The organism is Cupriavidus laharis (assembly GCF_914271435.1).
GTDB lineage: Bacteria > Pseudomonadota > Gammaproteobacteria > Burkholderiales > Burkholderiaceae > Cupriavidus > Cupriavidus laharis.
The window spans coordinates 133,707-156,212 of sequence record NZ_CAJZAI010000009.1; the positions used below are offsets into that span (position 1 = coordinate 133,707).

The following is a 22,506-nucleotide window of genomic DNA, read 5'->3' on the forward strand; positions in this document are numbered from 1 at the left end:
TGAGACACGCGCTCAGCAACGGCATGCTTCTTCCCATACCAACATGAACACCATTACCCTCAAGCCCGGCAAGGAAAAGTCCCTGCTGCGCCGCCACCCGTGGATCTACGCGACCGGCATCGCCAGCACCGAAGGCCGCTGCGAGCCGGGCGCGACCGTCATCGTGCGTGCTGCCGATGGCCGCTTCCTGGCGAAAGCCGCCTACAGCCCCGAATCGCAGATTCGCGCCCGCGTGTGGACCTTCGACGAGAACGAGCCGGTCGACCACGCCCTGTTCAAGCGACGCGTGGCGGCGGCGATCGCCTATCGCCGCCAGTGGGTGAAGGACAGCGACGCGGTGCGACTGATTTTCGGTGAATCCGACCGTCTGCCGGGCCTGATCGTCGACTACTACGGCAACGGCGCCAACGGCCAGCTCGTGTGCCAGTTCAATGCTGCGGGCGTGGAGCATTGGAAGACCGCCATCGTGCAGGCGCTGATCAAGGAAACCGGCTGCCCGAACGTGTATGAGCGCTCCGACGCTGCCGTGCGCCAGCGCGAAGGGCTGGAGCTGGTGACCGGCGTACTGGCAGGTGCCGAGCCTGACCCGGCGCTGTCGGTGACGGAGCATGGCGTGCGCTACTACGTGGACGTGCGCAATGGCCACAAGACCGGCTTCTATGTCGACCAGCGCGACAACCGCAAGCTGGTCGGCGATCTTGCGGCCGGCCGCGAGGTGCTCAACTGCTTCTGCTATACGGGCGGTTTCTCGCTGGCGGCGCTGCGTGGCGGCGCCACGTCGGTGACGTCGATCGATTCGTCGGGCGAGGCGCTGAAGATCGCCGCCGGCAATGTCGCGCTCAACGGTTTCGACGAAAACCGCGCGACGTGGCTCGACGCCGACGTGTTCAAGACGCTGCGTGAATTCCGCGCCGAGGGCCGCCAGTTCGACCTGATCGTGCTCGATCCGCCGAAGTTCGCGCCGTCGGCCCAGCACATCGACCGCGCCGCGCGCGCCTACAAGGAAATCAATCTTGTTGGCACGCAGCTGCTGCGTCCGGGCGGGCTGCTGTTCACGTACTCGTGCTCGGGCGCGATCAGCATGGAGCTGTTCCAGAAGATCGTGGCCGGCGCGGTGACGGATGCGCGTGCGGATGCGCGTATCCTGCGCCGGCTGTCGGCGGGTACGGACCATCCGATGCTGACGGCGTTCCCGGAAGGGGAGTATCTGAAGGGGTTGTTGCTGGAGAAGGTGGCGTAAAGGCGTCGACAGCGGGCCTGTCAAGGCCCGCGTCTCACCGCCACATATTCCGCATCCTGCTGGCCAGGTCCACCGGCGCCAGCATCGCTTTCGCCGGCGCTTCCCCCGGCATCGGCGGAGGCGGCCACGACCGGCTGTAGAAATTCGGCATCACGCGGTTCGGCAGGAAGCGCGTGCGCGACGCATACACATGGCGATCGCCGAACCCCGGCTGCTGGTGCACGTAGAAGCGCTGCGGCACCACGACGTCAAGATGGTCCTTGGCGCGTGTCATCGCCACATACAGCAGACGCCTTTCCTCTTCGATCTCTTCGGTGGTGCCCGTGGCCAGGTCCGACGGCATGCAGCCGTCCACGGCGTTGAGCACATACACCGCCTTCCATTCCTGCCCCTTGGCCGAGTGGATCGTCGACAGGATCAGGAAATCCTCATCGCGCAGCGGCACGCCCGATTCATCGCTGGACGCGCTCGGAGGGTCCAGCGTCAGCTCTGTCAGGAAACGCTCGCGCGAGGCGTAGGTCGCGGCAATGCGTTCGAGCTGCTGCAGGTCGGCCATGCGCGCGGCGGCATCGTCATGGATGCGCTCCAGGTGCGGCTGGTACCAGGCGACGACCTGCTCGAACTCCGACGGCCATGGCGATGCCGGCCCCAGCAGCGTGCGGGCGAGCGCCAACAGGTCCGCCCAGGCCGGCGCCGCAGCCGGTGGCGGCTCGAACGACTCCAGCGCAAACAGTGGCTCGGTGGTGACCGCCAGCGCGTCCAGCACGCGTGCGGCCGTCTTGGGTCCGATGCCGGGCAGCAACTGCAGCGTGCGGAATCCCGCGATGCGGTCCAGCGGATTCTGGAGCCAGCGCACCACGGCCATCGCGTCCTTCACGTGCGTGGACTCGAGGAACTTGAGCCCGCCGAACTTCACGAACGGGATATTGCGCCGGGCCAGTTCGATCTCGAGCTGCGCGCTGTGGTCGGCGGCGCGGAACAGCACCGCCTGCGCCATCAGCGCCAGGCCCGCCTCGCGCCGCTCCAGCACGCGCTCGACCACGTAGCGGGCCTGGTCGGCCTCATCGTTGACGACGATGACGCCCGGCTTCTCGGCGGATGTCCGCTCTGACCACAGGTCCTTGGTGTAGCGCTCGGCGGCCAGGCCGATCACCGCGTTGGCCGCTTGCAGAATCGGCTGCGTCGAACGGTAGTTCTGCGACAGCGTGACCTGCTGCGCCGGCGGCGTGAACTGCGCGGGGAAATCGAGGATGTTGCGCACGGTGGCGCCGCGGAATGCGTAGATCGACTGTGCGTCGTCGCCGACCACCGTGAGGCCCCGTCCATCGGGCCGCAGCGCCAGCAGGATCGACGCCTGCAGCGCATTGGTGTCCTGGTATTCGTCGACGAGGACATGGTCGAAGCGCGCACCCATGTCCTGCGCGATGGCGGGTTCGGTCAGCGCCTGCGCCCAGTACAGCAGCAGGTCGTCATAGTCGAGCACCTGCTGCTTCTGCTTGGCTTCCACATAGCCTGCGAACAGCGCGCGCAGCGCATCGACCCACATGGTGTAGCGCGGGAACCAGCGCTTGAGCACGTCCTCGAGCGGCGCCTGCGTGTTGACCACGCGTGAATAGATCGACAGGCAGGTTTCCTTCTTCGGGAAGCGGCCGGCCTGCTCGGATAGCCCCAGGTCGTGCCGCACCACGTGCATCAGGTCGGCGGCGTCGCCGCGGTCGCAAATGGTGAAGGCCGGCGACAGGCCCAGCGTCTCCGCATACTCGCGCAGCAGGCGCGCGCCGATGGCGTGGAAGGTGCCGGACCACTGCAGCGCGGCACGGCCTGCACCGGTATTGGTGCCGAGTGCCTGGTCGACGATGCGCTCCACGCGCCGCCCCATCTCCGCCGCCGCGCGGCGCGAGAACGTGAGCAGCAGGATGCGGCGCGGATCGGCGCCGTTCAGCACGAGGTGCGCGACGCGGTGCGCGAGCGTATTGGTCTTGCCGGAACCGGCGCCGGCGATGATCAGCAGTGGCCCGTCGCTGTGATGCTCGACCGCGGCCCGCTGTTCCGGATTGAGCCGCGCGAGATACGCCGGTACGTCGGCGTCCGGTGAGACTTCTGCTGCGGGGGCGGATGGCGGTTCCGCGAGGGAGGCAAGGTCCAGTGACACGGGCAGTTCGGTTGGCGGCCAGGGCGGCGGGGGCGGGAAAGACTGGCGCAAACTGTATATCCATACAGGCTTCCGGCGCAAGCCGGGCGCGCCGCTACGGCAACAGACCAACAAAAAAGGTGCTCGATGAGCACCTTTTTGTACCTTTTCGCAACTGTTGCCGGGAATTCGTCAAGCAGCTTGTGCTAGCGCGCCGTCGAGCAGCTTGTGCAGCGCGTCCCATTCGGGCTCGCCGACGTAGCGCTTCAGGATGCGGCCGTCCTTGTCAACAACGAAGGTGGTGGGCGTCAGCTGCACATTGCCGAAGGCCTTGGCCGCCGTGCCGTCCGAGTCCATCGCGACCTTGAACGGCAGCCTGCGTGTCTTGGCGTAGTTCATCACGTACATCGGCGGATCGTAGTTCATCGCCACAGCCACGAACTCCAGGCCCTTGCCCTTGTATTGCTCGTAGGTGCGGACCATGTCCGGCATTTCCTTGACGCAGGTGGCACAGCTGGTCGCCCAGAAGTTGATCAGGTAGACCTTGCCTTTGAGGTCGCCGGTGCTGACTTTCTCGCCCGACAGCAAGGTGAACGTGGCAGCGGGCGCCCGGCTCGATGGCGACAGCGCGCGATAGCCGAACCAGCCCAGCGCGGCGAGTACGGCGACGGCCACGGCAATGGGCCATAGCTTGCGGGGTTTGGAAGTGGCGGAAGCGGCGTTTGTCATGGCAAGGCGGCCCGGCATGGGCCGGGCCCGTTCAACTGGCAACAGACCATTCTAAACCCGGGCGCGCCGTCATGCTGCCATCAGGCAGCTGCGTCAATCCGCCGCAGCCCCGGGGCCGGTCAGCGCGCGGCGGCGACGGCTGCTCGCGCCTGGCCAAGCGACTGTTCCAGATAGGCGCCGTAGAAATCAGGCTGGACGCCGCGCAGCGGACCGGCTGCCTGCCGCCCTTTGCGGTCGAGAAACAGCACCGTCGGGGCGACACGCACCTGGTGGGCCCGTGCCCACGCGCGTGCGGTGGTCATGGTGCCATCGGTGTCGCGCAGCGGGGTGTCGGCCGTCATGTCGAGTTCGCGCACGGCGATCTTGCCAGCCGCCGCCTGCGGGCCGAGGTAGCTGTTGCGCACGGTCTCGCAATAGCCGCAATCGGGCAGGGATACCAGCACCACGAGCGGCTCGCCACGGCGCGCCGCGTCGGCGGCGTGGGCGGCCAGGTCGGTCGCGCGCGGCAGGTGGGCCGTGCCGGCACGGGCGGGCACGGCGAGCGTGGCCATCGTCAACAGCAGGGCTGCCGCCAGGCGAACGGACGGGCGATGTGACTGGATAAGCGGGAGCATCATGTGGAATGCGGCAAGCACGGGCCGGCCGCTTCCCGGATAATACCGGTTTCCGCCCGGCAGCGAGGCGCGCCCGCCACGCTTTCCCAGGGTCCCGACAATACGCGCCGCACCGTACGGCCACGCCCCGATGCCCTTTCCTCAGGTTTGTCAGTGGTTCCTCCGGTTTCGCCTGGTGCTGCCGGCCGTGCTCGCCGTGGCCTGGCTCGGCGCGTGTTCGCCGCGCTATGACTGGCGCACGATCCAGTCGGGCGAGGGGGCCTATGCCGCGCTCTATCCGGGCAAACCTACGAGTGCCGCGCGCGACGTCGCCATTGCCGGGCGCAAGCTGCCGATGACCATGGAAGCGGCGCGCGTCGACGACATGCTGTTCGCCGTCGGCGTGGTCACGCTGCCGGTCGACGATGCCGGGCTGCGGCGCGAGGCGCTGGCCGCCATGCAGTCCGGCCTGCTTGCCAACCTTGGCGTGCATGCCGGCGAGCCCGCGCGCACGCGCGCGGTGACGATCCAGTCTGCCGACCAGCCGGCGCGGCCGCTCGATGGCGTGGAAGTCGAGGTAAGCGGCGTGTCGCCGCAGGACCAGTCGCCGCGCCGCCTGACTGCGCGGCTCGTGGCCGTGGGCACGCGGGCCTACCAGGCCGTGGTGCTGGAGTCGGGCGAGGGCGCGCGCGACCAGCGCCATGCCGAGCAGGTGGAGCAGTTCCTGGGCGGGTTCCATCCATATTGACCCGGTATCAGGCGTGACGGTGGGTGCCATTCCGCCCCGAAGGTTTTGTGTGAAGGAGAGAAGTGATGCGTTGGGAAGTCTGGCTGGCCTATTTCGCCGCGTGCTGGGTCATTGCGGTGTCGCCCGGTTCGGGCGCAGTGCTGTCGATGAGCCATGGCCTGTCGTACGGCGTGCGCAGGACCTCGACCACGATCTTCGGCCTGCAGGCCGGCCTGGTCATCATCCTGCTGGTGGCCGGCGGCGGGCTGGGGGCGCTGCTGCTGGCGTCGGAGCATGCGTTTGCCGCGGTCAAGACCGTGGGCGCCCTGTACCTGATCTACCTGGGCCTGCAGCAATGGCGTGCGCGGGTCGAGGAGGGGGCGGCGGCTAATGGCAACGGCGCCGCGCGTATGACGCCCATGAGCCCGCGCCGGCGTTTCGCCACCGGCCTGCTGACCAACGTAACCAACCCGAAGGGCATCATCTTCATGGTCGCCGTGCTGCCCCAGTTCATCGATCCCACACATCCGCTCGCGCCGCAGCTCGCCATCCTTGCCGCGACCATGTGCGCCGTGGACCTGATCGTCATGCACGGCTATGCGCTGCTGGCCTCGCGCATGCAGGGCCTGTTCCGCAATGCGCGCGCCGTTCGGTGGCAGAACCGCTTCTTCGGCAGCGTGCTGATGGCGGTGGGGGCGGCGCTGTTTTTTGTGCGGCGTCAGCACGGCTGAGGGTGTCGGAGTCGCTTTAATGCGTGACGGACCGAACGGTCCGCCCACCGCTGGTCATGTCCAAGCCTGCGTGGGATAGCTATGCCCCCAGCCGTCGGTCGGGCCTGCGGCGGTCAAGACAGACCGGACTTTGACCTGATGCTTCTTTAGCAAGTCGTATCGATGAATGCGGCGCTGCAGTTGCCCCACCACAACGCCAGGGTGAACCTGCATGCGCTGCGCAAAGAGGCATACCCTCTCGTCTGTAAAGAACGGCCCGACTTCAGCGACAAAATCATCGAGCTGCGCCTTCGGTACGCAGAAATCTTCCGCTTCGGCATTGGCAACGCGCTCTTCCTCAGGCAGCTCATTACTCTGGCCATTGTCGACTTCCTGGTCGAGACAAACGCCAGCCTTCCCGTGGCCGCGGAGTACATGTTCGAGTTCATGACGCAGGACAAACCAGAAATTGTCTATGCGATCGTGCCGCAGTGACATCGCGATAACGGGCTTTCTTGCGTCGAGCCAGAAGCAGGCGCCATCGATTTTCGATCCCGGCAGGGTCTCGATAAAGACAACTCTTACCCCTGCGCTTGTGAGTAATGCGGTGACGCCTGCGGCATCCTCTGGCGCATTCATGAGTGAACGCAGAGTCGGAATGACCTTCCTGAGGGCTTCCTCCGAATACGGCTTTGCAGCCAGCGTTTCAGCGATGCTTCGTGCACGGAACAGCCAGGCAAATTGTTGGCTGGTGATGTTCTCGTATGACGCCTTCCTGGCAGCGTGCAGGAAGCGCGGGCGTTCATCTATGCCCGAGATTTCGAAGAAGTTGAAAAGCTCCTGCTGCAGTACGTCGACGTTGCGAGTTGCCTGGAGCCAGCCGCGCTTGACCATCTCCCTGACAGGGTAGGCGGCATGGAGCCTGGCCTTGCGGGCAATGTCATTGCCGACGTTTCTTACCTTCGACAGTTGGTACTGGCTCTCAAGATTCATCCAGAGTTCCGGGCCGGTCCCAAGCGCTTCGCCAATGGCGACTGCGGTTTCCGGTGTCACCGCGCGCTTGCCGCCGATGACCTCGCTGACCAGCCTGGTGTCCTTGTCGATGATTTCCGCGAACTCGGTCTGCGTCCATCCTCTGGCCTCAAGCTCCTCCTTCAGGAATTCGCCGGGTGGGAAGACCTCGGCCGGAACGCGCGTACTACCCATGCTGCTCTCCATTCAGTGATAGTCCTCGATGCCGACCACTGCGACGACTTTCCCGCTGTCGCGTTGTTCCAGCCGCAGGATCAAACGCCATTGGGCGTTAAGGCGCATGGAGTACTGCCCCTGACGGCTTCCCTGAAGCTTTTCAAAGTGCAGCGAAGTCAGTGCGTAGAACGCCCGTTCATCGGTGGCCGCCCGGATGAGCTGGAGGCGCCTCCGGTACAGACTGACGATCGGCCTCGCAAATCCGGTCGTGAACGCCGGATCGGTCTCGAGTCTGTCGTACACAGGATCGTCGAATTCGATTTCCATGCTCTTTCAATATATGTATCTTTACACCATGTGTAAAGATACATAAATAAAAGTTTGTTTCGAAAACTGCATGCTGGCGGCACGCCGTCCGGTTTGCTTCAATGAGGGAGAGCCCCCTCGCTGCGGAGATCCCCTCAATGCCGACATTCCCGTTCCCGCAGGCCGGCACGCTTGCGTACCCCGCGCATACCGTGCCACCTGTCGACGATCCCCCGCCGCCGGGTGTCCCGCCCGATCTGCCCCTGCCGCCGGAAGAGGATCCGGTCCCGCCGCCCGTCGAGCCGCCTGTCGGCGTGCCGCCGCGCCGCTGAGCCCATCAGATCGGCGTCATCCCGGCGTGCGCAGGGCGCGCCGGTACTGGATAGCCTCGCCCACGTGCGCGGTGGTCAGGACTTCGGCGCCCTCCAGGTCAGCGATCGTGCGGGCCACCTTGAGCACCCGGAAGTAGGACCGTGCCGACCAGGCCAGCCGGGCCATGGCCCCGCGCAGCAAGGCCTGGGCGGTCGGCTCCAGCGGGCAGTGCCGGTCGATCTCGCGCCCGGACAGGTCGCTGTTGGGTTTGCCTTGCCGCGCAAGCTGGCGCTCGCGCGCAAGCAGCACGCGGGCGCGCACCACTTCGCTGGGTTCGCCGGCGGGGCCGTCCAGCATTTCGCCCTGGTCCTGGGCCGGCACCTCGATCTGGAGGTCGATCCGGTCCAATAGCGGCCCCGAAATCTTTGACTGGTAGCGCCGGACCTGGTCCGGCGTGCAGCGGCACGCGCGCTCGGGATGGCCCAGGTAGCCGCAAGGGCACGGGTTCATGGCGGCCACGAACTGGAAGCAGGCCGGGAAGTCGGCATGGCCCGCAGCGCGGGCGATGGTGATGCGGCCCGATTCCAGCGGCTCGCGCAGCACTTCCAGTACCTTGCGGTCGAATTCCGGCAGTTCATCCAGGAAAAGCACACCGTGGTGGGCCAGCGAGATCTCGCCGGGGCGCGGGTTGCCGCCGCCGCCGACCATGGCCGGCCCCGAGGCGGTGTGATGGGGCGACCGGCACGGCCGCATGCCCCATCGCGACGGCTTGAAGCCGCCCGGCGTCAGGCTGAGCACGGCGGCCGATTCCAGTGCTTCGTCCAGCGACATTGGTGGCAACAGGCCGGGCAGGCGTTGGGCAAGCATGGATTTTCCGGTGCCGGGCGGCCCGACCAGCAGCGCCGAGTGTTGCCCGGCGGCAGCCACCTCCATGGCGCGCCGCGCCTGCGCCTGCCCACGCACGTCGCGCATGTCCGGCCCTGGTTCCGGTACCAGCGCGAGCGCAGCCGGTACGGCGCGGGCCAGGCGACGGTCATGAGGCGGTGTGAAATGGGCGCAGACCTCGCGCAGCGTGGCGCCGCCGTGGACGGTCAGGTCTTCGATCAATGCCGCCTCGGCCCCGTTGCCGGCCGCTACCAGGAACGCGCGGGGCGTGCCGCCGGATGCCTGCCGTACGGCGTTCTCGCGCGCAAGGTGCATGGCCATCGCCAGCGCGCCGCGCACGGGACGCAGGTCGCCGGACAGCGACAGCTCGGCGGCAAACTCGTACTGGTCCAGCTCCGCGGAGGGAACCTGGCCGCTTGCCGCCAGGATGCCGAGCGCGATGGCAAGGTCGAACCGGCCGGACTCCTTTGGCAGATCCGCCGGCGCCAGGTTGACTGTGATGCGGCGGTTGGGAAACTCGAAGCCGCTGTTGAGGATAGCGGCGCGCACGCGCTCGCGGCTCTCGCGTACGCCGGTGTCGGCCAGGCCGACGATGGTGAAGACCGGCAGGCCATTGGCCAGGTGGGTTTCGACGCGCACGGGCGGCGCCTCGATGCCGCTGAGCGCGCGGCTGTGCAGGACGGCAAGGCTCATGTCACGGAAGCAGTTGTGATGGAAGCGTTAACGAAAAAGGCCGCCGTGGAACGGCGGCCTTTCGGCAAAGGGTCGGGCCAGGGGCCGTGGCGTCATGCGCCCCCGGTGGTGTCCACCGCGCCGGGGCCGGGCGGAATGCCGGCGCGGCGCTCGAGCTCGGCCACGCGTTCTTCCAGTTCCTCCAGGCGCGCGCGCGTGCGCGCCAGCACCTGCGACTGCACGTCGAATTCCTCGCGGGTGACCAGGTCCAGCCGGGCGAAGCCCTGGGTCATCATGCTGCGCACGTTCTTTTCGATGTCCCTTGCCGGCGAGTTGCGCAGTGCCTCGCTGACCTTGTTCTGCAGGTCGTTGAAGAGATCGGTCGGTTTCATGGTTTCTCCTTCGCGCACCGTGGTGGTGCCAATGCGGGAAATGACCTGCCGTATGCCTCGCTTTCGCACAGGAATTGGGCGCCCCTATTGCGGGCGGCCCGTCCGTCTGGCGTGCCGGCCTGTCATCTTCAGGCTTCGATTATCGCCCTTCAGGCACGTGGGTGAAAGCACTGCCGCGCGGCCGTTCACACCTTTTGACGTGATCTGGCTTTGCTGCAAGGCAGATTCAAGCCGGGTTTTGATCACCCTTCGTCCTGCGGGCTTTCCCGAATGCGAGGATTCGGCGTAGCTGGCACGGCTGTTGCAGTAGTGAGTCCGCCTGCATCACCGAAACCCTAACAAACGAAATCCGAGCCAAAAAGGAAAAGGAGAGGAAATCCATGAAGAAGTTGGCCCTTGCAGTCAGCGCGGTCGTTCTCTGCAGTTCCGCTGCCAGCGCCTTCGCCCAGAGCGCGACGGACGCGCCGGCCCCGGCTGCCGCTGCCGCCGAGCCCGCGTCGCCGCATACGTTCACGGCGAACGTCTCGCTGGTCAGCGACTATCGCTATCGCGGCATCAGCCAGACCAACCTGCGCCCGGCGATTCAGGGCGGGTTCGACTACTCGCACGAGAGCGGTTTCTACGTGGGTAACTGGAACTCCAGCATCAGCTGGCTCGAGGACGCCAACTCGTCCGTGTCGGCGCCTGTGGAGATGGATTTCTACGGCGGCTTCAAGAACACCTTCAAGGTGTCGGACCTGGAGTTCAACTACGACCTCGGCGTGCTCGAGTACTACTACCCGGGCGGTTACAACAACCCGCGCCCGTACACCACCGAGCTGTACGCCGGCATCGGCTGGGGCCCGGTGTTCCTGAAGTACTCGCACTCGCTCACCAACCTGTTCGGCTGGGCGGACAGCAAGAACAGCTACTACGTCGACCTGACCGCGAACGTGCCGCTCAATTTCTGGGACCTGACGTTCAACGCACACGTGGGCTACCAGGGCGTGAACCACAACAGCGATGCCTCGTACACCGACTGGAAGATCGGCGTGACCAAGGACCTGGGCAAGGGCTTCTCGCTGGCGGTGGCCTACGTGGATACCAACGCCAAGGAAATTGCGTACACCAGCGCCAACCGCGGCCGCTATCTCGGCAAGGCCGCCGCCTGGGCATCGATCACCAAGACTTTCTGAAACTGCTGCAGGCCGGGCGGGCCTGATGCAGGTCCGCCGCTAGGAGAAATCTGATGAAACTCATCATCGCAGTCATCAAGCCGTTCAAGCTCGACGAGGTGCGCGAGGCGCTGTCCGACGTTGGCGTGTCCGGCATCACCGTCACGGAAGTGAAAGGCTTCGGCCGCCAGAAGGGCCACACCGAGCTGTACCGCGGCGCCGAATACATCGTCGACTTCCTGCCCAAGGTGAAGATCGAAGTGGCCGTGCCCGACGATGTGGTGGAGCGCGCCATCGAGGCCATCGAGAAATCGGCCCGTACCGGCAAGATCGGCGACGGCAAGATCTTCGTGGCGCCGATCGAGCAGGTCATCCGCATCCGCACCGGCGAGACCGGCAGCGATGCCCTGTGACAGCACAACGACAAGAGGTTAAGCAAATGAAAACCTGGTTCAAGCGAATCCTGACGGCGGGCGCGATGGCGCTGGCCATCGGCACGGCCGGCGTCGGCCTGTCCACCCATGCCGTCGCGCAGGACAAGCCGGCTGCCGAGGCTTCCGCGCCAGCCGCCTCCGCGGGTCCGGCGGCGGCGCCTGCTGCAGCCACGGCCGCCCCCGCCGCCGCAGCGCCGGCCGAAGCGGCTGCCGCACCGGCCGCGCCCGTGCCCAACAAGGGCGATACCGCCTGGCTGCTCGTGAGCACGGCCTTCGTGATCCTGATGACGCTGCCGGGCCTGGCGCTGTTCTACGGCGGCCTGGTGCGTTCCAAGAACATGCTGTCGGTGCTGATGCAGTGCCTGGTGATCTTCTCGCTGGTTGCGCTGCTGTGGGCCATCTACGGCTACAGCTTCGCCTTCACGGAGGGCAACGCGTTCTTCGGCGGCACCGACCGGCTCTTCATGAAGGGGCTGACAGTTGACGCCGTGGCCGCCACCTTCAGCAAGGGCGTGGTCGTGCCGGAACTCGGCTACTTCGCGTTCCAGTGCGCGTTCGCCTGCATCACGTGCGGCCTGATCATCGGCGCCTTCGCCGAACGTGCCAAGTTCTCGGCCGTGCTGGTGTTCGTGGTGCTGTGGTTCACCTTCTCCTATATCCCGATGGCTCACATGGTCTGGTTCTGGCCGGGTCCGGATGCCTACACCGACGCTGCCGCAGGCGCTGCCGCGACCGCCAAGGGTGGCTGGCTGTTCCAGAAGGGCGCGCTCGACTACGCTGGCGGTACCGTGGTGCACATCAATGCCGCGGTGGCGGGCCTGGTGGGCGCCTACATGTTCGGCAAGCGTATCGGCTTCGGCCGTGAAGCGATCCGCCCGCACAGCCTGACCTTCACCATGGTCGGTGCCTCGCTGCTGTGGTTCGGCTGGTTTGGCTTCAACGCCGGCTCAGGCCTGGAAGCCAACGGCGGCGCCGCGCTGGCCTTCGTCAACACGCTGCTGGCCACCTGTGCCGCAGTGCTGTCCTGGACCTTCGGCGAGTGGATCGGCAAGGGCAAGCCCTCGATGCTGGGTGGCGCGTCGGGTGCGGTGGCCGGCCTGGTGGCCATCACCCCGGCAGCCGGTTTCGTTGGCCCGATGGGCTCGATCGTGATGGGCCTGGTGGCCGGCCTGCTGTGCCTGTGGGGCGTGACTGGCCTGAAGCGCATGCTGGGCATGGACGACTCGCTGGACGTGTTCGGCGTGCACGGCGTGGGCGGCATCGTGGGTGCGCTGCTGACCGGCGTGTTCGCCGCGCCGAGCCTCGGTGGCACCGGCATCTACGACTACGTGGCCAACAAGGTGGCGGACGATTACTCGATCGCCAGCCAGGTCTGGGTCCAGTTCGAGGGTGTGCTGACCACCATCGTGTGGTCCGGCGTGGTGGCCTTCGTGGCCTACAAGCTGGTGGACATGCTGATCGGCCTGCGGGTGCCGGAAGAAGAAGAGCGCGAGGGCCTGGATATTACCTCGCACGGTGAAACCGCTTATGAAGTCTGATCGTAAAGGTGTTGTGCTGGAGAGCTGATTGGGAATCGACTCTCAGGAGTTCTGCCCGGCCGCGTGCCGGGCTTTTTTCATTTTGCGGCCGCCGGCCGAAGCCTGGCGCGGCGCTGTGCGGTTTTCGTCGGGTGCTTAAATCCGATCTTAAAAAGCTTCAATTGTCTTTAGCGAGGCGCGCACATAAAGTGCCAGTGAGGCAGTTTCCTCCACCTGCAGAACGCTCCCCGTATCTGTCAGGCCATTTGAAAGCGCGGCGTGCCGCGCTTCCTTTTTTTGTGCCGCCGCCGGGGTTTACTTCTGGGCGGAGCGTCCCCATATCCACCTCCCTTATGCTGCGCCGGGCATATCCTTATAAAGGGCGTGCCAGCAGCCAATTGGCCGTTCCTCTACAATCTGGGCGAACGATTAAGACGACCAATAGATCAACAGGATGGATATGGTCCCGCATCTCATCACCGCGCTGAACGGTCCGCTGCTCGAACTGGAGAAGAAAATCCTGGACGCCACGCCGTCCATCGAGCGCTGGTTCAGGCTGGAATGGCAGGAACATACGCCCCCGTTCTACTGCTCCGTCGACCTGCGCAATGCCGGCTTCAAGCTGGCGCCGGTCGACACCAACCTGTTCCCGGGCGGGTTCAACAACCTGGCCCCGGAAATGCTGCCGCTGGCGGTGCAGGCGGCCATGGCCGCGATCGAGAAGATCTGCCCGGATGCCAAGAACCTGCTGCTGATCCCCGAGCGGCACACGCGCAACATGTTCTACCTGCAGAACGTGGCGCGGCTGTCGCTGATCATGCGCCAGGCGGGCCTCAATGTGCGTCTTGGGTCGCTGTCCGAGGAAATCACCGAGCCCACGCCGATCGAACTGCCGGACGGCCAGACCCTGGTCGTCGAGCCGCTCGCGCGCCTGGGCACCAAGGGCCGCCGGCTGGGATTGAAGGACTTCGATCCCTGTTCGATCCTGCTGAACAACGACCTGTCGGCCGGCATTCCGCCGATCCTGGAAAACATCAACGAGCAGTACCTGCTGCCGCCGCTGCACGCGGGCTGGTCCACGCGCCGCAAGACCAGCCACTTTGCCGCCTATGACGAGGTGGCCAAGAAGTTCGCCAAGCTGATCGATATCGACCAGTGGATGGTCAACCCGTACTTCGCGCGCTGTTCGGGCGTGAATTTCCACGAGCGGATCGGCGAGGAACAACTCGCCGACTCGGTGGAGGCCGTGCTCAAGAAGGTGGCCAAGAAGTACCGCGAATACGGCATCAAGGAAACCCCGTACGTGGTGGTAAAGGCCGATGCTGGGACCTATGGCATGGGCATCATGACCGTGCGCGATCCGTCGGAGGTCAAGGGCCTGAACCGCAAGGAACGCAACAAGATGAGCGTCGTGAAGGAAGGCCTGGAGGTCAGCGACGTCATCATCCAGGAGGGCGTGCACACCTTCGAGAAGGTTAACGAGGCAGTGGCGGAGCCGGTGGTCTACATGATCGACCGCTACGTGGTCGGCGGCTTCTACCGCGTGCACACCGGCCGCGGCAACGACGAGAACCTGAACGCGCCGGGCATGCATTTCGTGCCGCTGGCGTTCGCGCCCAATGGCATTCCGGACAGCCACGCCAAGCCGGGCGCGGCGGTGCCGAACCGTTTCTACATGTACGGCGTGGTGGCGCGGCTGGCGCTGCTGGCGGCCTCGATCGAACTCGAAAAGACCGATCCGAACCCGATTCTGTGACGAGCCACCATGCGCATCCTCTTCATCACCGATCCGCTGGAGACCTTCAAGACCTACAAGGACTCCACCTACGCCATGATGGCCGAGGCCGCCGCGCGCGGCCACCAGCTGTTCTGGTGCCTGCAGTCGCAGCTGTCGCTGTTCGGCGACCAGGTCGAGACCGTGGCCACGCCGCTGCAGCTCACGGGCGACAGCCATGACTGGTTCCGCGAAGGCACGCCGGCGCTCACGTCGCTGAAGGACTTCGACGCGGTGCTGATGCGCAAGGATCCGCCGTTCGACATGGAGTACGTGACCAGCACCTGGCTGCTGGAACTGGCCGAGTCGCACGGCGCCCGCGTGTTCAACAAGCCGCGCGCCATCCGCGATCATTCCGAGAAACTCGCCATCGGCCAGTTCCCGGAATTCATCACGCCGACGCTGGTGACGCGCGACATCGCGCGCATCCGCGACTTCCACGCCGAGCATCGCGACATCATCGTCAAGCCGCTGGACGGCATGGGTGGCATGGGCGTGTTCCGGGTCGGGGCGGACGGCATGAACCTCGGTGCCATCGTCGAAACGCTTGGCGAGGACGGCCGCCGCACGCTGATGGCCCAGCGCTATATCCCGGCGATCAAGGACGGCGACAAGCGCATCCTGCTGATCGGCGGCGTACCGGTGCCTTACTCGCTGGCGCGGGTGCCGATGGCGGGCGAAGTACGCGGCAACCTGGCCGCCGGCGGCACCGGCCGCGCCCAGGAGCTGAGCGTGCGCGACCGCGAGATTGCCGAGGCGCTGGCGCCGGGGCTGTGGGAGCAGGGCCTGCTGCTGGTGGGTCTCGATGTGATCGGCGACTACCTCACCGAAGTCAATGTGACGAGTCCGACCTGTTTCCAGGAGATCACCCAGCAGACCGGATTCCAGGTGGCCGCGATGTTCATCGACGCGCTCGAGCACGCGGTGGAAGCGCCGGGCGCCTGAGCGGCAGAAGGACCACCGCGCCGTACGGGAAAAAAGAGGCCGGAAGCCGGCAGAAAGCAGGCAGGAGCGCGAAAATACCGGGGAGGACGCCTGCTACAATCGGGCCAGTCCAACGGATTCACCATCATGGCAGGAATTCTGATCATCGCGCACACTCCCCTGGCTTCGGCCTTGCGCGATTGCGCCGCCCACGTCTACTGCGGCCAGCCGCAGCGGCTGGAGGCCATCGATGTCCTTCCCGACGCGGATCCTGCCGCCGTCCTTGCCGAAGCCCGGCAGCGGCTCAATGCCGTCTGCGAAGACAACGGCGCGCTGGTGCTGACCGACATTTTCGGGGCTACGCCGGCCAATATCGCGGCCAAACTGGCGGAGCCGGGCCGTGTCCGGGTGCTCGCCGGCGTCAATCTCCCGATGCTCGTGCGCGCCATCTGCTATCGCGGGGAAAAGCTCGACCAGCTGGTGGCCAAGGCGCTGGCCGGTGGTTCGCAGGGCGTGCTGCAGGTCGGCACTACAACCGTACAAAATCAAACAGCCAACCATCCCGACCGATATGCTGCAGAGGGACACAACCATCATCAATAAGCTCGGGCTGCACGCCCGCGCATCCGCGAAGCTGACGCAACTGGCCGGCAGCTTCGCGAGCCAGGTCAAGATGTCCCGCAATGGACGCCAAGTCGATGCCAAGAGCATCATGGGCGTGATGATGCTCGCGGCGGGGATCGGCTCCACCGTGACCATCGAGACCGACGGGCCGGACGAGCAGGAGGCGATGGACGCGCTGCTGGCGCTGATTGCCAACCGTTTTGGCGAGGGCGAGTGAGGTCCGCCGCGCCCCAATGCTTTCCTGAACGTTCCTGACGGAGCGGCACATGTCATTTGCCCTGCACGGCATCCCGGTCTCGCGCGGCGTCGCCATCGGCCGCGCCCATCTGCTGGCGCCCGCGGCGCTGGATGTCTCGCACTACCTGGTTGACGAAGACCGGCTCGACGACGAGGTGGAGCGCCTGCGTTCCGCGCGCGCCGCGGTACGGGCCGAACTGGCCGCGCTCAAGCGCGACCTGCCGCGCGACGCGCCCGAAGAGATGGGGGCCTTCCTGGACGTACACGCGATGATCCTCGACGACGAGGCGCTGTCGCGCGAGCCCGAAGCCCTGATCCGCGGGCGCCGCTACAACGCGGAGTGGGCGCTGACCACGCGGCTCGAAGAGCTGATGCGCCAGTTCGAAGAGATCGAGGACGAATACCTGCGCGAGCGCAAGGCCGACATCCAGCAGGTCGTGGAGCGCATTCTCAAGGTGCTGGCCGGCGCGCCCGTGCTGGCACCCGCGCCGGTTCCCGCCCTGGCCGCCGATGGCGAGCCGGCGCCGGGCGTGATCGTGGTCGCTCACGACATCGCGCCGGCCGATATGCTGCAGTTCCGCCACACGGTATTCCACGGGTTCGTGACCGACCTGGGCGGCCGCACCTCGCACACGGCCATCGTCGCGCGCAGCCTGGACATTCCCGCCGCGGTCGGCGTGCAGAGCGCCAGCGAGCTGATCCGCCAGGACGACTGGATCATCGTCGACGGCGACGCCGGGCTGGTGATCGTCGATCCGTCGGCCATCATCCTGGAGGAATACCGCCATCGCCAGAGCGAGCGCGCGCTGGAAAAGAAGCGCCTGCAGCGCTTGCGGCACACGCCGGCGGTCACGCTGGACGGCCAGGAAATCGACCTGCTGGCCAATATCGAGATGGCCGAGGACGCCGGCGCCGCGCTGGCGGCGGGCGCCGTGGGCGTAGGCCTGTTCCGCTCCGAATTCCTGTTCATGAACCGGCGTGGCGACCTGCCCGGCGAAGACGAGCAGTTCGCCGCCTACCGCGCGGCCGTGGAGGCCATGCACGGCCTGCCGGTGACTATCCGCACCATCGACATTGGCGCCGACAAGCCGCTCGACGGGCGCAGCGATGACTTCGAGACCGCGCTGAACCCGGCGCTCGGGCTGCGTGCGATCCGCTGGTCGCTGTCGGAGCCGGCCATGTTCCTGACGCAGCTGCGCGCGCTGCTGCGCGCCTCGGCCTTCGGACCGGTGCGGCTGCTGGTACCGATGCTGTCGCATGCGCGCGAGATCGACCAGACCCTGGAACTGCTCGCGCAGGCCAAGCGCCAGCTCGACGAGCGCGGCTTGCCCTACGATCCCGGCCTGAAGGTCGGCGCCATGATCGAGATCCCGGCCGCGGTGCTGCTGTTGCCGCTGTTCCTGAAGCGCATGGATTTCCTGTCGATCGGCACCAACGACCTGACGCAGTACACGCTGGCCATCGACCGCGCCGACAACGCCGTGGCGCACCTGTTCGATCCGATGCATCCGGCCGTGCTGCAGCTGATTGCCCGCACCATCCGCGAAGCCAACCGGGCCGGCGTGCCGGTCGCGGTGTGCGGCGAGATGGCCGGCGACCCGGGCATGACGCGGCTGCTGCTGGGCATGGGCCTGCGCGAATTCTCGATGCATCCGGCGCAGCTGCTGCGGGTCAAGCAGGAAGTCCTGCATGCCGATTGCACGCGTCTGGAGCCGCTCGTCGACCAGGTGCTCAACGCCTACGATCCCGAGGAGCAGGCCGCCGTCCTGCGGCAACTCGCTAAGCCCTAGAATTTGAAGGGTTTTTCCGCAAGCCTGGCGCGCAATCATCACTTTCAGGTACGAAATGTGCGCCAAAATCGGCTTATGGCGATGCGAAAAGTGATGCAAATCCCGCTTACATATATGTGGCTTAATGGGAATTGTTATCATTTTCGATCTTTGATATTCTGACGTTCATTCGAGCGGCATGCCGGTGCCGCCAGCCCCCAAGGAGGGAGTTGTGTACGTCTGTATCTGCAACCAGATTACCGATCGTGAAATTCACGGTGCCGTTCACCTGGGCGTCGAGACCCTCGACGAACTGGCCGAAACGCTTGGCGTCGGGACCTGCTGCGGCCGGTGCCGCGAGTGCGCCCACCAGGTGCTGCAGGAGGGCGTTGCAGCCGTGCGCAATGCGACCGCGGCCACGATCGCGAGCATCCAGGTTGTGGAGATTTCTACCTGTTCCGTGTCGGCCCCATGTACCATAATGGACACTCGGGACCCGGCAGTCGCGAACGACCAGCGTCAGGAGCTGGTCGCTTGAACGCGCCCATGAACTGACATAGCGGTTCGCGGTGCGTTTTTGCGCATTCGCATTTTCATTCGACTGCATACGGCGCCTCTGGCGCCGTTCGTATTTTTGCGCGGGCCCGATGCACAGGAGCCACCATGAAAGGTGACAAGAAGGTCATCCAGCATCTGAATGCCCAGCTCAAGAACGAGCTGACCGCGATCAACCAGTATTTCCTGCACGCCCGCATGTATCGCCACTGGGGCCTGAAGAAGCTCGGCGACGTGGAGTACAAGGAATCCATCGGCGAAATGAAGCATGCCGACCGGCTGATCGAGCGCATCCTGATGCTTGACGGCCTGCCCAACCTGCAGGACCTGCACAAGCTGCTGCTCGGCGAAGACACGCCTGAAATGCTCAAGTGCGACCTGAAGCTGGAGCAGGGCGCGCACGCCACCGTCAAGGAAGGCATTGCCTACTGCGAATCCGTTGGCGATTACGTCAGCCGCGAGATCCTGGTCGATATCCTCACTGACACCGAGGAGCACATCGAATACCTGGAGACGCAGCTGGACCTGATCGACAAGGTCGGCCTGCAGAACTACCTGCAGTCGCAGATGGAGCCGGGCGAGCAATAAGCCGCCGCTTCCTGCCGGGCTGCCTCAGCGGGTGGCCGGCATCCCCGCGTGGCGCGTCCGGGCGCCGCCGAATTGCTTGCCCGCCTGCTGTAACCCTTCTCATTCCAATTCCCTTCTCCATCCAGACCGCCGTACAGGAGCCGTGACCATGGCCGAATCCATCCGCCTGACGCAGTACAGCCACGGGGCCGGCTGTGGCTGCAAGATTTCCCCCAAGGTGCTCGACGTGATCCTGGCCGGCAGCGGCGCGCAGAACCTGGATCCGCGCCTGTGGGTCGGCAATGCCTCGCGCGATGACGCCGCCGTCTATGCCATCGACGGCGAGGACAGCGGGCGCGGCGTGGTGTCCACCACGGACTTCTTCATGCCGATCGTCGATGACCCGTTCGACTTCGGCCGCATCGCCGCGACCAATGCCATCAGCGATATCTACGCCATGGGTGGCGACCCGCTGATGGCCATTGCCATCCTGGGCTGGCCGGTCAATGTGCTGCCGCCCGAGGTCGCACGCGAAGTCGTGGCGGGTGGCCGCAAGGCGTGCGATGACGCCGGCATTCCGCTCGCCGGCGGCCATTCCATCGATGCGCCGGAGCCGATCTTCGGGCTGGCGGTTACCGGTATGGTCGACCGTGCCCACATGAAGCGCAACGACACGGCCACTGCGGGCTGCAGGCTTTACCTGACCAAGCCCATCGGCATCGGCGTGCTGACCACCGCCGAGAAGAAGGGGGTGCTGCGGCCCGAGCATGTCCACGTGGCACGCGACTGGATGTGCGTGCTGAACCGGCCGGGCAGCACGTTCGGTCGGCTGCCGGGCGTGCGCGCGATGACCGACGTGACCGGCTTCGGCCTGCTTGGCCATCTGGTCGAAATGGCCGACGGCAGCGGCCTGAGCGCCCGGCTCGACTTTGCGGCGGTGCCGGTGCTGCCCGAAATCCTGCGCTATATCGATGCCGGCTGCGTGCCGGGCGGCACCCAGCGCAATTTCGACAGCTATGGACACCGCATCGGCGCGCTCAATGCCGGGCAGCGTGCCCTGCTGTGCGATCCGCAGACCAGCGGCGGACTGCTGGTGGCCGTGGAGCCGGCCGGCGAGGCGGCGTTCCTTGAGGCTTGCACCCGGCTGGGACTGGATCTTGCCCCGATCGGCGAGCTGGGCGCGCGCGGGGAGTATGCGGTAGAGGTCGTCTGATGCGCGAGGATACCGGCGACTTCCGGCGGGTGTTCCTGAGCGGCGCACCGATGATGGATGTGCGGGCACCGCTGGAGTTTGCGCGCGGGGCCTTCCCGGGCGCCGTCAACCTGCCGCTGATGAACGACGAGGAGCGGCACCTGGTCGGCCTTTGCTACGCCGAGGAGGGACAGCAGGCGGCGATCGAACTCGGCCACCGCCTGGTATCCGGCGATCTCAAGGCCGCGCGCATTGCCGAATGGGCCGGCTTTGCCCGTGCGCATCCGGACGGCTACCTGTACTGTTTCCGTGGCGGGATGCGCTCGCAGATCGTGCAGCAGTGGCTGCGCGACGAAGCGGGAATCGACTATCCGCGCGTGGTGGGCGGCTACAAGGCCATGCGCGGCTTCCTCATGGACGTGACGGCGGACGCCGCGGCCACGAAGGATTTCCTGGTGCTGGGCGGCCTGACCGGCACCGGCAAGACCGACGTCATTGCCGAGTTGCCGGCGGCTGTGGACCTGGAAGGCCTGGCCCGCCACCGCGGCTCCGCATTCGGCCGCCGCGCGCAGGCGCAGCCGCCGCAGATCGGCTTCGAGAATGCGCTGGCCATCGACCTGCTGCGGCGTGCCGATGCCGGCTACCACGCGCTGGTGGTCGAGGACGAAGGCCGCTTCATCGGTGGCCGCGATTTGCCCAAGGCGCTGTGGCAGCGCATGCAGGCCAGTCCGCTGGTGTGGTTGGAAGCGTCGTTCGAAGAGCGGGTGGAGCGCGTGTTGCGTGACTATGTGCTGGGCCTGGCCTCGGAGCATATCGACCGGTTCGGCCCGTCTGCGGGGTTTGATGCCTATGCCGCCCGTCTGCGTGACGCCATGGCGGCCATTGCCCCGCGCCTCGGCGGCGAGCGCTACGCGCGGCTTTCAGCATTGCTTGAGCAGGCGCTGTCCAGCCAGGCTGAACGCGGTGAAACCGGCCTGCACCGCGGCTGGATCGAAGTGCTGCTGCGCGATTACTACGACCCGATGTATGCGTACCAGCAGCAGAGCCGCGCGGCGCGCATCGTATTCCGCGGCGACCGCGCCGCTGTGGCGGCCTGGCTGCGCGAGCGTTCCGCGCGTTAGTGTCCCGAGCAGACCGGGCAGTCAGGCGTGCGTGCGAGCTGCATCGTGGTCCACTCCATCGTCATCGCGTTGACCATCAGCAGCCGGCCGGCCAGGCTCTGGCCCACGCCACTGAGCAGCTTGAGCGCTTCGGCCGCCTGCACGGTGCCGACCATGCCCACCAGCGGTGCGAACACGCCCATGGTGGCGCATGCCACTTCCGGCGCGGGTTCTGATGGCGGGAACAGGCACGCATAACACGGCGCGTCATCCTGGCGCCGGTCGAAAACGCTGATCTGGCCGTCGAAGCGCAGCGCCGCACCGGATACGAGCGGCACGCGGTGGCGTACGCAGGCGCGGTTGACGGCCTGGCGCGTGGCGAAGTTGTCGCAGCAGTCGAGCACCACGTCGGCCTGCGCCACGAGCTGGTCCAGCTCGGCATCGCCGACGCGCGCGGCAATGACCTCCACCTGCACGCCCGGGTTGATGCGCAGCATGCCTTCGCGCGCCGATTCCACTTTCAGGCGGCCAACGTTTTCCGTGGTGTGGATGATTTGGCGCTGGAGGTTGGTCAGGTCCACGTGGTCGTTGTCGACGACGCTGATCCGGCCCACCCCGGCCGACGCCAGGTAGGGCAGCGCAGCGGCGCCCAGGCCGCCGGCGCCGATCACCAGGGCGTGGGCGCCCAGCAGGCGCTCCTGGCCTTCAATGCCGAGTTCATCGAGCAGGATATGGCGCGAGTAGCGCAGCAGTTGATCGTCGTTCATGGCGTGA

At 66.2% G+C, this 22,506-nt stretch carries 24 protein-coding genes; 16 read left to right on the plus strand and 8 right to left on the minus strand.

Features of this window, described 5'->3' with window-relative positions; all coding sequences use genetic code 11:
* Positions 1–43 precede the first annotated feature (43 nt).
* The gene (locus LDO29_RS18610; RefSeq protein WP_224081274.1) at positions 44–1,240 is read left to right on the plus strand and encodes a class I SAM-dependent rRNA methyltransferase; all 1,197 of its coding nucleotides are present in this window, start codon (positions 44–46) and stop codon (positions 1,238–1,240) included.
* A gap of 34 nt (positions 1,241–1,274) precedes the next feature.
* Here LDO29_RS18610 and LDO29_RS18615 read toward each other — a convergent pair whose 3' ends face one another.
* The 3 genes from LDO29_RS18615 to LDO29_RS18625 form a co-directional block, all read right to left on the minus strand.
* Complete coding sequence (locus LDO29_RS18615; RefSeq protein WP_224081275.1) at positions 1,275–3,392, minus strand: ATP-dependent helicase; 2,118 nt, start codon at positions 3,390–3,392, stop codon at positions 1,275–1,277.
* Between the two features lie 171 nt (positions 3,393–3,563).
* On the minus strand, positions 3,564–4,100 hold the full coding sequence (locus LDO29_RS18620) for a TlpA disulfide reductase family protein (RefSeq protein WP_224081276.1): 537 nt from the start codon (positions 4,098–4,100) through the stop codon (positions 3,564–3,566).
* A gap of 119 nt (positions 4,101–4,219) precedes the next feature.
* Entirely contained in the window at positions 4,220–4,717 is a 498-nt protein-coding gene (locus LDO29_RS18625; protein ID WP_396022687.1) for a thioredoxin fold domain-containing protein, read from the minus strand.
* Positions 4,718–4,844: 127 nt separating this feature from the next.
* Between LDO29_RS18625 and LDO29_RS18630 the strand changes: the two genes are divergently transcribed.
* Complete coding sequence (locus LDO29_RS18630) at positions 4,845–5,441, plus strand: hypothetical protein (protein ID WP_224081277.1); 597 nt, start codon at positions 4,845–4,847, stop codon at positions 5,439–5,441.
* A 65-nt stretch (positions 5,442–5,506) separates the two neighbouring features.
* On the plus strand, positions 5,507–6,151 hold the full coding sequence (locus tag LDO29_RS18635; RefSeq protein ID WP_224081278.1) for a LysE family transporter: 645 nt from the start codon (positions 5,507–5,509) through the stop codon (positions 6,149–6,151).
* A gap of 54 nt (positions 6,152–6,205) precedes the next feature.
* Here LDO29_RS18635 and LDO29_RS18640 read toward each other — a convergent pair whose 3' ends face one another.
* Positions 6,206–7,336, minus strand: a complete 1,131-nt coding sequence (locus tag LDO29_RS18640; protein ID WP_224081279.1) for a HigA family addiction module antitoxin — start codon at positions 7,334–7,336, stop codon at positions 6,206–6,208.
* A 12-nt stretch (positions 7,337–7,348) separates the two neighbouring features.
* A complete protein-coding gene (locus LDO29_RS18645; protein ID WP_224081280.1) occupies positions 7,349–7,645 on the minus strand; it encodes a type II toxin-antitoxin system RelE/ParE family toxin in 297 nt (98 codons plus the stop codon).
* A 137-nt stretch (positions 7,646–7,782) separates the two neighbouring features.
* Between LDO29_RS18645 and LDO29_RS18650 the strand changes: the two genes are divergently transcribed.
* Entirely contained in the window at positions 7,783–7,956 is a 174-nt protein-coding gene (locus LDO29_RS18650; RefSeq protein ID WP_224081281.1) for a hypothetical protein, read from the plus strand.
* Positions 7,957–7,972: 16 nt separating this feature from the next.
* Here the strand turns inward: LDO29_RS18650 and LDO29_RS18655 are convergent, their stop codons facing one another.
* Together LDO29_RS18655 and LDO29_RS18660 are read right to left on the minus strand one after the other, a co-directional pair.
* Entirely contained in the window at positions 7,973–9,514 is a 1,542-nt protein-coding gene (locus LDO29_RS18655) for a YifB family Mg chelatase-like AAA ATPase (RefSeq protein WP_224081282.1), read from the minus strand.
* A 92-nt stretch (positions 9,515–9,606) separates the two neighbouring features.
* On the minus strand, positions 9,607–9,885 hold the full coding sequence (locus LDO29_RS18660) for an accessory factor UbiK family protein (protein ID WP_041679795.1): 279 nt from the start codon (positions 9,883–9,885) through the stop codon (positions 9,607–9,609).
* Positions 9,886–10,265: 380 nt separating this feature from the next.
* On the opposite strand from LDO29_RS18660, the gene LDO29_RS18665 reads away from it, so the two are divergent.
* The 12 genes from LDO29_RS18665 to mnmH all read left to right on the plus strand — a co-directional run bounded on the left by LDO29_RS18665 (position 10,266) and on the right by mnmH (position 21,753).
* Positions 10,266–11,060, plus strand: a complete 795-nt coding sequence (locus LDO29_RS18665) for a TorF family putative porin (RefSeq protein ID WP_224081283.1) — start codon at positions 10,266–10,268, stop codon at positions 11,058–11,060.
* Between the two features lie 53 nt (positions 11,061–11,113).
* Complete coding sequence (locus tag LDO29_RS18670) at positions 11,114–11,452, plus strand: P-II family nitrogen regulator (protein WP_011296481.1); 339 nt, start codon at positions 11,114–11,116, stop codon at positions 11,450–11,452.
* Positions 11,453–11,478: 26 nt separating this feature from the next.
* A complete protein-coding gene (amt, locus tag LDO29_RS18675; protein WP_224081284.1) occupies positions 11,479–13,011 on the plus strand; it encodes an ammonium transporter in 1,533 nt (510 codons plus the stop codon).
* 439 nt (positions 13,012–13,450) lie between these two features.
* A complete protein-coding gene (gene gshA, locus LDO29_RS18680; RefSeq protein WP_224081285.1) occupies positions 13,451–14,746 on the plus strand; it encodes a glutamate--cysteine ligase in 1,296 nt (431 codons plus the stop codon).
* Positions 14,747–14,755: 9 nt separating this feature from the next.
* A complete protein-coding gene (gene gshB / locus LDO29_RS18685; protein ID WP_224081286.1) occupies positions 14,756–15,709 on the plus strand; it encodes a glutathione synthase in 954 nt (317 codons plus the stop codon).
* A 126-nt stretch (positions 15,710–15,835) separates the two neighbouring features.
* Complete coding sequence (locus LDO29_RS18690) at positions 15,836–16,291, plus strand: PTS sugar transporter subunit IIA (protein WP_224081287.1); 456 nt, start codon at positions 15,836–15,838, stop codon at positions 16,289–16,291.
* Positions 16,260–16,529, plus strand: a complete 270-nt coding sequence (locus LDO29_RS18695; protein ID WP_211958745.1) for an HPr family phosphocarrier protein — start codon at positions 16,260–16,262, stop codon at positions 16,527–16,529. Before LDO29_RS18690 ends, LDO29_RS18695 begins: the two co-directional genes overlap by 32 nt.
* A 49-nt stretch (positions 16,530–16,578) precedes the next feature.
* On the plus strand, positions 16,579–18,339 hold the full coding sequence (ptsP, locus tag LDO29_RS18700; protein ID WP_224081288.1) for a phosphoenolpyruvate--protein phosphotransferase: 1,761 nt from the start codon (positions 16,579–16,581) through the stop codon (positions 18,337–18,339).
* A gap of 211 nt (positions 18,340–18,550) precedes the next feature.
* Entirely contained in the window at positions 18,551–18,856 is a 306-nt protein-coding gene (locus LDO29_RS18705) for a (2Fe-2S)-binding protein (protein WP_318035512.1), read from the plus strand.
* 125 nt (positions 18,857–18,981) lie between these two features.
* The gene (gene bfr, locus LDO29_RS18710) at positions 18,982–19,461 is read left to right on the plus strand and encodes a bacterioferritin (protein WP_224081290.1); all 480 of its coding nucleotides are present in this window, start codon (positions 18,982–18,984) and stop codon (positions 19,459–19,461) included.
* Positions 19,462–19,609: 148 nt separating this feature from the next.
* Positions 19,610–20,653, plus strand: coding sequence for a selenide, water dikinase SelD (selD, locus tag LDO29_RS18715; RefSeq protein ID WP_224081291.1), 1,044 nt, complete (start codon positions 19,610–19,612; stop codon positions 20,651–20,653).
* The gene (gene mnmH / locus LDO29_RS18720) at positions 20,653–21,753 is read left to right on the plus strand and encodes a tRNA 2-selenouridine(34) synthase MnmH (RefSeq protein ID WP_224081292.1); all 1,101 of its coding nucleotides are present in this window, start codon (positions 20,653–20,655) and stop codon (positions 21,751–21,753) included. The genes selD and mnmH overlap by 1 nt, the downstream gene beginning before the upstream one ends.
* Here mnmH and LDO29_RS18725 read toward each other — a convergent pair.
* Entirely contained in the window at positions 21,750–22,499 is a 750-nt protein-coding gene (locus LDO29_RS18725; protein ID WP_224081293.1) for a HesA/MoeB/ThiF family protein, read from the minus strand. The two genes, mnmH and LDO29_RS18725, sit on opposite strands and share 4 nt — an antisense overlap.
* Positions 22,500–22,506 lie beyond the last annotated feature (7 nt).